The organism is Rodentibacter rarus (genome assembly GCF_001998965.1).
Lineage (GTDB): Bacteria > Pseudomonadota > Gammaproteobacteria > Enterobacterales > Pasteurellaceae > Rodentibacter > Rodentibacter rarus.
Genome location: NZ_MLHJ01000015.1, coordinates 23,601 through 32,759 on the forward strand (window position 1 = coordinate 23,601; position 9,159 = coordinate 32,759).

Sequence of the window (9,159 nt, forward strand, 5' to 3'; positions counted from 1 at the left end):
ATGAAATCATTAAAATTTTTAACCGCACTTTTTATTGCAACAATCCTTAGTGCCTGTACCTTAGATGCAGAGCGTCCAACCAATGTGCAATATCTTGATAAAACCGATGCCACTTGGCAACAACACTTACAAAAAATCGAAAAAATCCATCAATATCGTGCCAAAGGGCAAATCGGTTACATTAGCCCGACAGAACGTTTTTCCAGCCGTTTTGAATGGCAATATCAACATCCACAATCCTATACCCTTAAACTCTATTCGCTTATCAGTAAAGCCACTTTACTGATTGAAATGCAACCACAGGGAATGACGATTTCAGACAATAATGGCAATCGACAATCGGCACGCAATGCCAAATTATTACTGCAAGAAATGATCGGGATGGATATCCCCCTCGAACATCTTGCTTATTGGCTGAAAGGACAACCTGCTATCCATTCTGATTATAAAGTGGGAATGAATCATTTACTCGGCACTTTCAGTTATCCTTTCGAGGGATCTACTTGGACAGCGGATTATTTAACTTACCACGCAGAAAATGCTATGCCGGAAAATATCTTACTGAAAAACCAAAATACCGCCCAAACCCTAAAAATCCGTGTGGATGAGTGGGTGTTTTGATGAAAACCCATCAATTTTCGACCGCACTTTCTTCACTCGATTTACTTGGAAAACCTCGGCGCTTTCCAAGCCCTGCAAAACTCAATTTATTCCTTTATATCAACGGAAGATTGCCCAACGGATACCACGAATTACAAACCCTCTTCCAATTTCTTGATTTTGGCGATTGGCTTCATATTGAAGTTTGTGAACAAAGTCGCGATATCCTTATCACACCGGAAATTCCTCATTTAAAAACCGAAGATAATTTAATTTACCGAGCGGCAAAACGTTTGCAGGACAAAGCCCATATCACCCGAGGTGCAACCATTCATTTAGAGAAAATCCTTCCTATGGGTGGCGGTGTCGGGGGCGGATCTTCCAATGCGGCCACCACACTCCTTGCCTTAAATGCGCTTTGGGGAGCGAATTTATCCCTTGATGAACTGGCAGAAATAGGATTGGAATTGGGGGCCGATGTACCTATTTTCATCCACGGCCATGCAGCTTTTGCTGAGGGCGTAGGCGAAAAAATCACTTATTGCCATCCGCCGGAAAAATGGTTTGTCGTGCTAAAACCGGAAAACGCAATTTCCACAGCAGCAATTTTCAATGATCCGGCTCTCCCCCGTAGCACACCGAAAAGAACCTTAGATAAGCTACTGAGTTCGCCTTACGAAAACGATTGCCAAAAAATTGTGTTAAATCACTATCCAGACGTTGAAAAAGCCCTGAACTGGTTGCTACAATATGCGCCGGCAAGATTAACCGGAACCGGTGCTTGCGTATTCGCCGAATTTGATAACGAGGCAAACGCCCAAGCATGTTTTCAACAAAAACCAAAAGAATTATTCGGTTTTGTTGCGAAAGGACTCAATGTTTCACCGTTACATCAACTGTTGAAACGCCACAATCTCCCTAACTCATCGACAATTTAACCTGAGGTCATAAAAAAATGCCAGACATTAAACTCTTTGCGGGTAATGCCACTCCTGAACTTGCAAAACGCATTTCAGAACGTTTATATATTTCTCTTGGCGATGCGACTGTTGGTCGTTTCAGCGATGGAGAAATTCAAGTTCAAATCAATGAAAACGTACGGGGAGCGGATGTCTTTATCATCCAGTCAACCTGTGCCCCAACCAACGATAATTTAATGGAATTAATCGTGATGGTGGATGCATTACGCCGTGCTTCCGCAGGTCGCATTACTGCGGTGATTCCTTATTTCGGTTATGCACGCCAAGATCGCCGTGTCCGCTCTGCCCGTGTGCCTATCACCGCTAAAGTTGTTGCAGATATGCTTTCTACTGTAGGAATCGACCGTGTCCTCACCTGCGATTTACACGCAGAACAAATCCAAGGTTTCTTCGATGTGCCGGTAGATAACGTATTCGGATCTCCGGTACTCATTCATGACATTTTGAAAAAAACCGACCTTGAAAACCCAATTGTCGTTTCTCCGGATATTGGTGGTGTCGTACGTGCCCGTGCAGTGGCAAAATTGTTAAACGATACCGATATGGCGATTATTGATAAACGCCGTCCACACGCCAATGTGGCTCAAGTGATGCATATTATTGGGGATGTTGCAGGGCGTGATTGTATTCTTGTCGATGATATGATCGACACCGGTGGCACCTTGTGCAAAGCAGCAGAAGCCTTAAAAGAGCGTGGCGCAAAACGTGTATTTGCTTATGCCACCCACGCTGTCTTTTCCGGAGCGGCGGCGAAAAATCTAGCCAGTGATGCAATCGATGAAATCGTTGTGACCGACACGATTCCGCTTTCTACAGAAATGAAAGCCCTCGGTAAAGTACGTATTCTCACCCTTTCTTCAATGCTTGCCGAAGCCATTCGCCGCATCAGCAACGAAGAATCCATTTCAGCGATGTTTAGCTAATCTCTCCTAAAGTGCGGTCAACATTGACCGCACTTTTTCTATCCCTATATCAAAAATTCATTTATTCCATTTCATTATAATTAATTCACTTCAATTCTTTCCCGATAAGAAAATTCTTTTCTACTATATGCCAATGGAAACGATTATGTGATGCAAAAAAATGAATTGGGACTATATTATCAGCGTGTTACCACGTTTTGCTGATGCCACATTGATGACGCTTGCCCTCTCGTTTTGGGGAATTTTATTCTCCTTTATCATTGGGACGATTTGCGCCGTCATTAATACTTATCAGATTAAGCCATTGAATTGGTTAGTAAAAAGTTATATTGAGCTTTCACGCAATACCCCATTACTCATCCAAGTTTTCTTCCTCTATTTCGGGCTTTCAAAAGTCGGTATCAAATTAGACGGTTTTACGTGCGGCATAATCGGTTTAGCTTTTTTGGGTGGAAGCTATATGGCTGAAGCAATTCGTGGCGGCTTAAAAGCAGTGTCCAAAGGTCAAATTGAATCCGCTCTCAGCATTGGTTTAACGCCATTTCAAGCCTTTCGTTATGTGATTTTTCCACAAGCATTGGCAATTTCCATACCGGCAATTGGGGCGAACTGTCTGTTTTTAATGAAAGAAACCTCTGTTATCAGCGCTGTTGCGGTGGCTGAACTGATGTTTATGGCAAAAGAAATTATCGGGATGGATTATAAAACCAACGAAGCCTTATTTTTATTAGTAGTGTTTTATTTAGTCATTTTGCTACCTATTTCAATTTTTATTCGTTATGTAGAACAGCGCACACGGAGAGCAAAATATGGGGTTTGAATTATTATTCCAAGGCAATAATTTCACCAGACTGCTAAGCGGTCTTTGGGTGACGGCTGAAATTGCCTTTGTTTCCGTCTTTTTTGCCTGTCTTTTTGGGGTCATTTTAGGCGTGGTAATGACAAGCAAAAATACCGTCGTTAAAGCCATTTGCCAAGTTTATTTAGAATTTGTCCGCCTCATTCCTTTGCTCGTTCTCCTGTTTATCACCTACTTTGGCTTAGCAAAATGGTTTGGCATACATTTAGATGGCATCACTGTGTGCATTTGGGTATTTATTTTTTGGGGCACCGCAGAAATGGGCGATCTCGTGCGTGGTGCGTTAACTTCCATCGAAAAACATCAGGTTGAATCCGCTTATGCTTTGGGTTTAACACCTTTTCAAACCTTTATTTATATTTTGCTGCCGCAAAGTCTAAAACGTGTGACCCCAAGTGCCATTAATCTTTTCACCCGTATGGTGAAAACCAGCTCCCTTGCGATGTTAATCGGTGTCATAGAAGTGATTAAAGTCGGTCAGCAAATTATTGAACATTCATTGTTTAGCAATCAATCGGCGGCCTTGTGGATCTATGGCATCATTTTCTTGCTCTATTTTATGATCTGTTATCCGCTCTCATTATTTTCCCGTTATTTAGAAACCCGTTGGGAAAGCTAAGGAATATCTATGGCATTATTAGAAATAAAAAATTTGGTTAAAAACTATGGTGAGGTTGAAGCATTAAAAGGCATTAATCTTTCCATAGAAAAAGGGGAAGTCGTGGTGATTTTAGGCCCGTCCGGCTGTGGAAAAAGCACATTACTCCGCACATTAAACGGCTTAGAACCCATAAAGATCGGTCAATTATTACTCCAAAATGCCGGCGAGCTGGGCAAAGACATCAGTTGGGTCAATGCTCGTCAACGCATTGGTATGGTGTTTCAAAGCTATGAATTATTTGCCCATTTATCGGTGATCGACAATATTTTGCTCGGGCCTTTAAAGGTTCAAAAGCGTGATCGGGCTGAAGCCGAAAAACAGGCGGACGAATTATTAAAACGTGTGGGATTATTTGATCGGAAAAACGCCTATCCTCGTGAACTTTCCGGCGGGCAAAAACAACGGATCGCCATTGTGCGTGCGCTTTGTATGAATCCTGAGATTATGTTGTTTGACGAAGTCACTGCCGCGCTCGACCCCGAAATGGTACGCGAGGTACTAGACGTGATTTTAGGGCTTGCCAAAGAAGGGATGACAATGTTGATCGTCACCCACGAAATGGGGTTCGCCCGCCAAGTGGCAAATCGCATTGTTTTTATGGATAAAGGGCAAATTATCGAACAAGCCAAACCGGAAGATTTTTTCACCCATCCCACCACAGATCGGGCAAAAACATTTTTAAACATCTTAAATTATGAACCGAGAGGAACAAACTATGAAGAAAACATTTAAAAATTTAACCGCACTTTTTGCCACTGCGACCCTCGCCCTAGGGCTTACCGCTTGCGGTGACAATACGCCAAGCAAAGAGGCTTCACAAACAGCCTCAACCATTGAGCAGTTGAAACAAGCCGGCAAAATCAGAATTGGCGTATTCAGCGACAAACCGCCTTTTGGCTATGTTGATGCCCAAGGAAAAAGCCAAGGTTTCGATGTGGAAATCGGCAAAGCCATCACCAAAGATCTCTTAGGTGATGAAAATAAAGCGGAATTTGTATTGGTGGATGCCGCCAATCGTGCGGAATATTTACTGTCCAAAAAAGTGGATATTATCCTCGCCAATTTCACCGTCACCGCTGCGCGAAAAGAGGTGGTGGATTTTGCCAATCCTTATATGAAAGTGGCGCTTGGCGTGGTTTCAAAAAATGGTGAAGTGATTACGGATCTTGAGCAATTAAAAGACAAAACCCTCATCGTTGATAAAGGCACCACGGCAGATATTTTCTTCACAAAAAATTATCCGAATATCAAATTATTAAAATTTGAACAAAACACAGAAACCTTTGAAGTGCTGCGGGACGGCAGAGGGGATGCCCTATCCAATGACAACACCTTCTTATTCGCTTGGGTAAAACAAAATCCGGGCTATACCGTGGGCGTGAAAAGCTTCGGCGATCAAGATGTGATTGCGCCTGCCGTTCGTAAAGACGCAGCGGATTTATTAAATTGGCTCAACGCTGAAATTGAAAAACTGTCAAAAGAAGGTGTACTCAAACAAGCCTACCAAAAAACCTTATTGCCGGTTTATGGGGATAGCGTAACTGAAAATGATATTTTGGTGGAGTATAAATAGTTTCATACCAAATAAAGGCAAGTATACCCTTGCCTTTTCATCATTTTAAGTCAAACATTAAATATATCGTTCTGAAACGATGTTTTCCTAAAAGCAAGAATTACTTTTTCAATCATCATTTAAAAATTGTGATCTTATTCACATTTGCAACATTTTATTAACAAAGTCATTTGACATTTTTCATTGTTTTTTTACACTGTTTACGACACAGTCTAATATAGAGTTTTTCTTAATAGGTGCTGTTCAAGTTAACCATTGTGTTTTCAAGGAATGAATAGACATTACAATTCAAGAGGGATTTATGTTTAAGAACGGAGCTGAATTTAGAAGTTATTTACTATAGATGACCCTTCTTTGTCCTTACTTGTTCATGAATCTTTATCTGATATTTTTAATTTAATGGATATAAAATATCCATACGAAGATCATAAGGCTTTATTTTTAAAGAAATCTGCACATGAAATTAGCGAATGGGGAAATGGTTCAGGTGATATTTCATTACATTCTGACGATTTATATGAAGATATAAGCTCCGATTATTTATCTCTAACCACTTGTAGGGATTTAAGTAATACTCCAACCTCTTACTTGCAATCTAAAGACATTTTAGATCTTTTAACTGATAATGAACTTGATATTTTATTAAATATTGAAGCTAATTTCATCTCAGGGAAAAATGTAAATGGACTAAAATTAAAAAAAGCTAGAATTGTAGAACCTTGCAAAGAAAGAGGATTCTTATCTAGGCTAGATTTTAGAATAGACAATGTAAATGGTCAAAGAATGACTATTGCAAATGACACTCCTTCTAAAGAAGAAATTTTTGTTTTTGAAAAGCTATTTGAAATTGCAAAAAACATAAAGAGTCATGCAATAGATAACAGATTAGGTAGCTTCCTTATAATTGATAACTATAAAGTTCTACATGCTAGAAGTAGTGTTAAACACTATCCAAGTTCAGGATATGATCACCCCAAAGATGCTTTTAGACTACTCTATAGAAGTAAGGGTCCAAGAAAGCGATTTTTTGATATAGAACAAGCGAGATATATCTAATGAAATTATTGTCCAATAAATCATTTAATGCAGGTCTAAAAGATTCAATATCTTTTGGGCTTGCATTTATTTTTCTATATGTCCCTATTGGGGCTTTAGGCGCTAGCCAGGGTTTAAGTTTATCTGAAGTGATGGCTACCAGTATTTTTATTTTTTCAACACCATTACAATTCATGCTAATTCAAAGTTATGGCGCCGGAATATCTCTAATACCAATCATTTTGGCATTAAATTCTCGATTTATTTTAATGTCATCTGCACTATCGGGATATTTTAAGAATATTTCATATAAAAATATTTTTTTATCAAGTATTCTCATTGTTCCATCGGTTTTTTCAGCTTGTATCTCTCGATTTAAAAATAAAGAAGAAAACTATTTTTTATATTTTCTGGGTGTTGGCTTACCCATTTACTTTGTTTCCGTATTATCCACATTTATCGGTTACTATACCGGTTCCGGAATCACCTCACCGCTATTTTATGAAATCGTTAAAATAGTTTTACCATTACAATTTACTGCTCTAGCAGCAAAACATTGGCCTGATTATCTTGATATTAGCGCCTATTGGATCGGCTTATTATTCGCACCGTTGTTTATCTTCTTATTTAAGGAATATACGATGATTATTGCCCCTTTTTTAATTGGTATTTCTTTAGCGCTCATTGAATATATAGGTAAGAAAAAATGACAAATATTATCCTTTTAATTCTTTTCTCAGCCATCACTATTTTTATCTTTAGAATATCGCCTTTCTTTTTGAAAGAGAATAAACATTTAAATAATAAAGAGGGATTTATATATAAATCCATAAGTTATAGCGCTCAAGCGATGATTGGAATCATTGTTTTTAATAGCGCATTTTCTAGCAAGAATATCCTTGAGCTCATTGATAATTTCAGCTTAAAAATGGTTATTATATTACTTCTATTGTTAGGAACATTTATGATGACGATTCTAACAAAAAAATCATACCAAGTTTTATCATCACATTGGCATTATACAGTTTAATACTCTATTATTTCCCGATGTAAACACCGCATTTTCTACTTTGCTCTACTCCCCCATCACAAATTGTTCCCGTAGTTGGTGAAGTTGATCTCGAATTGCAGCCGCTTTTTCAAATTTGATCGCCAAAACGCCTACCCTCGTGAACTTCCTAGGGGACAAAACAACGAATCGCTATTGTGCGAGCGCTTTGTATGAACCCTGAAATTATGTTGTTTGATGAAGTCACTGTTGCGCTAGATCCCGGGGTTTCGCTTACCAAGTGTCCAACCGTATTATTTTTATGGATAAAGGGCAAATTATCGAACAAACCAAACTGGAAAATTTCTTCACAAATCCAAATTGAAAAACTTTCAAAAGAAGGGGGGCTCAAACAAGCCTACCAAAAAACCTTATTGCCGGTTTATGGTGATAGCGTAACTGAAAGTGATATTTTGGTGGAGTATAAATAGTGTCAAAATATTGAATACGTTTTTAGTGCAGTGCTACTCTCTAAGTAAGAGGGATTTTATTAAACTAAACCTCTAGGAAAAAACCTAGAGGTTTGTTTGTATTGTTAGCGTTATTCTTCAAATTGGAATTTATTCTCTTCTAATTTTTTCCCCACAAATAATAAATAAATCAATGCATACTCTATATCTTCGTCAACAACTTTTTTATTAACTTGAGCCTTATTAAATAGAATATACCTCAACAAAAGCATGTCTTTATCTTCCGATAAAATAAGATTCGGAAATAAACTGCCATCCTTCAATAGCCAACTATTTAGCTTATTCAATGAAAATACTTTTCCTGTTGAGGCTGAAATGGAAGTCCAAAACTTGAATGGTGGCTCAATACCCTCAATCATTACCTTAGCTCCACCTACATCAGCGAATACCCGATCAGCCTCATTCGTAATAATTTTGGCATCAAGCTTTTTTAAGATTCTAATCAGCTCGGCGCGAGGGTTTTGTGGTGCTTTAATACTTGAAACTGTAGTCTGATTATCTTGAGCGACAACCTGTGATGAAATGATACCACCCATTGTTAAGGACAACACTGTGGCATATATGCCCGCTTTTAAACGTTTATTCATAAATCCCACCTCCATTTGAATTTCTTGTTGGCGTTGTCGAGAGCTGATCTCTTTGTTGAGCATCTAAGTCTGTTGAATAACTCATTTGATCTATCGGATTGGATAGGTCATATTGATATTTATTGCCGAAGCTATCTTGATATAGTTTCTGACCATTGATGAAAATAGGGGTTAACACTTTTATTCTCCTGTTATTATTTTTTAATCAAGGATATTGCTTTATATGCAATATAAAGCAATATAAAGCACGAGCATTGTACAATGCTGCAAAAATCAATATCTTATGAAAATAGATGGGGAAGATAGAGAATAAAAGTTGGTAAATATTTATACTTAATATAGAGAAAGAGAAACATTAATAATGTGAAAAATAAAAAATGAAAGTGCGGTCAAAAATCACTGAGATTTTCGGTATTATGCAGC

The 9,159-nt window shown here is 38.5% G+C and carries 12 protein-coding genes and 2 pseudogenes; 12 read left to right on the top strand and 2 right to left on the bottom strand.

Going from position 1 to position 9,159, the window contains the following annotated elements:
- The 12 genes and pseudogenes from lolB to BKK50_RS12220 all read left to right on the top strand — a co-directional run.
- On the top strand, nucleotides 1-621 hold the full coding sequence (lolB, locus tag BKK50_RS02445) for a lipoprotein insertase outer membrane protein LolB (RefSeq protein ID WP_077414983.1): 621 nt from the start codon (nucleotides 1-3) through the stop codon (nucleotides 619-621).
- Complete coding sequence (gene ispE, locus BKK50_RS02450; RefSeq protein WP_077414985.1) at nucleotides 621-1,538, top strand: 4-(cytidine 5'-diphospho)-2-C-methyl-D-erythritol kinase; 918 nt, start codon at nucleotides 621-623, stop codon at nucleotides 1,536-1,538. Before lolB ends, ispE begins: the two co-directional genes overlap by 1 nt.
- 17 nt (nucleotides 1,539-1,555) lie before the next feature.
- Entirely contained in the window at nucleotides 1,556-2,503 is a 948-nt protein-coding gene (locus BKK50_RS02455; RefSeq protein ID WP_077414987.1) for a ribose-phosphate pyrophosphokinase, read from the top strand.
- Between the two features lie 160 nt (nucleotides 2,504-2,663).
- Complete coding sequence (locus BKK50_RS02460; protein ID WP_077414989.1) at nucleotides 2,664-3,323, top strand: amino acid ABC transporter permease; 660 nt, start codon at nucleotides 2,664-2,666, stop codon at nucleotides 3,321-3,323.
- Nucleotides 3,313-3,981 (top strand): amino acid ABC transporter permease, encoded by a 669-nt coding sequence (locus BKK50_RS02465; RefSeq protein ID WP_077414991.1) that lies wholly within the window; start codon nucleotides 3,313-3,315, stop codon nucleotides 3,979-3,981. Before BKK50_RS02460 ends, BKK50_RS02465 begins: the two co-directional genes overlap by 11 nt.
- Nucleotides 3,982-3,990: 9 nt before the next feature.
- Entirely contained in the window at nucleotides 3,991-4,755 is a 765-nt protein-coding gene (locus BKK50_RS02470) for an amino acid ABC transporter ATP-binding protein (protein ID WP_077414993.1), read from the top strand.
- Nucleotides 4,739-5,596 (top strand): cysteine ABC transporter substrate-binding protein, encoded by an 858-nt coding sequence (locus tag BKK50_RS02475; protein ID WP_077414995.1) that lies wholly within the window; start codon nucleotides 4,739-4,741, stop codon nucleotides 5,594-5,596. The genes BKK50_RS02470 and BKK50_RS02475 overlap by 17 nt, the downstream gene beginning before the upstream one ends.
- A gap of 354 nt (nucleotides 5,597-5,950) precedes the next feature.
- Nucleotides 5,951-6,652, top strand: a complete 702-nt coding sequence (locus BKK50_RS02480; RefSeq protein WP_143529732.1) for a hypothetical protein — start codon at nucleotides 5,951-5,953, stop codon at nucleotides 6,650-6,652.
- Nucleotides 6,652-7,341 carry an AzlC family ABC transporter permease gene (locus tag BKK50_RS02485; protein ID WP_077414999.1) on the top strand — a complete coding sequence of 230 codons (690 nt, stop codon included), beginning with the start codon at nucleotides 6,652-6,654 and terminating at the stop codon, nucleotides 7,339-7,341. The genes BKK50_RS02480 and BKK50_RS02485 overlap by 1 nt, the downstream gene beginning before the upstream one ends.
- Nucleotides 7,338-7,661 (top strand): AzlD domain-containing protein, encoded by a 324-nt coding sequence (locus BKK50_RS02490; protein WP_077415001.1) that lies wholly within the window; start codon nucleotides 7,338-7,340, stop codon nucleotides 7,659-7,661. The genes BKK50_RS02485 and BKK50_RS02490 overlap by 4 nt, the downstream gene beginning before the upstream one ends.
- Nucleotides 7,662-7,775: 114 nt before the next feature.
- A pseudogene (locus BKK50_RS02495) lies at nucleotides 7,776-8,004 on the top strand (ATP-binding cassette domain-containing protein); the annotation flags it as partial.
- Nucleotides 7,997-8,110: pseudogene (locus BKK50_RS12220) on the top strand (ABC transporter substrate-binding protein); the annotation flags it as partial. The pseudogenes BKK50_RS02495 and BKK50_RS12220, both read left to right, overlap by 8 nt.
- A 110-nt stretch (nucleotides 8,111-8,220) precedes the next feature.
- Here BKK50_RS12220 and BKK50_RS02500 read toward each other — a convergent pair.
- Nucleotides 8,221-8,736: a hypothetical protein gene (locus BKK50_RS02500; protein WP_077415003.1), complete on the bottom strand. Its 516-nt coding sequence runs from the start codon at nucleotides 8,734-8,736 to the stop codon at nucleotides 8,221-8,223.
- Nucleotides 8,729-8,914 carry a hypothetical protein gene (locus BKK50_RS02505; RefSeq protein WP_077415005.1) on the bottom strand — a complete coding sequence of 62 codons (186 nt, stop codon included), beginning with the start codon at nucleotides 8,912-8,914 and terminating at the stop codon, nucleotides 8,729-8,731. The genes BKK50_RS02500 and BKK50_RS02505 overlap by 8 nt, the downstream gene beginning before the upstream one ends.
- Nucleotides 8,915-9,159: the final 245 nt, after the last annotated feature.

Excerpts from the sequence above, each read along its gene's own strand:
- lolB (WP_077414983.1), top strand. The coding sequence starts at position 1 with ATGAAATCATTAAAATTTTTAACCGCACTTTTTATTGCAACAATCCTT.
- ispE (WP_077414985.1), top strand. The coding sequence starts at position 621 with ATGAAAACCCATCAATTTTCGACCGCACTTTCTTCACTCGATTTACTT.
- BKK50_RS02455 (WP_077414987.1), top strand. The coding sequence starts at position 1,556 with ATGCCAGACATTAAACTCTTTGCGGGTAATGCCACTCCTGAACTTGCA.
- BKK50_RS02460 (WP_077414989.1), top strand. The coding sequence starts at position 2,664 with ATGAATTGGGACTATATTATCAGCGTGTTACCACGTTTTGCTGATGCC.
- BKK50_RS02465 (WP_077414991.1), top strand. The coding sequence starts at position 3,313 with ATGGGGTTTGAATTATTATTCCAAGGCAATAATTTCACCAGACTGCTA.
- BKK50_RS02470 (WP_077414993.1), top strand. The coding sequence starts at position 3,991 with ATGGCATTATTAGAAATAAAAAATTTGGTTAAAAACTATGGTGAGGTT.
- BKK50_RS02475 (WP_077414995.1), top strand. The coding sequence starts at position 4,739 with ATGAAGAAAACATTTAAAAATTTAACCGCACTTTTTGCCACTGCGACC.
- BKK50_RS02485 (WP_077414999.1), top strand. The coding sequence starts at position 6,652 with ATGAAATTATTGTCCAATAAATCATTTAATGCAGGTCTAAAAGATTCA.
- BKK50_RS02490 (WP_077415001.1), top strand. The coding sequence starts at position 7,338 with ATGACAAATATTATCCTTTTAATTCTTTTCTCAGCCATCACTATTTTT.
- BKK50_RS02500 (WP_077415003.1), bottom strand. The coding sequence starts at position 8,736 with ATGAATAAACGTTTAAAAGCGGGCATATATGCCACAGTGTTGTCCTTA.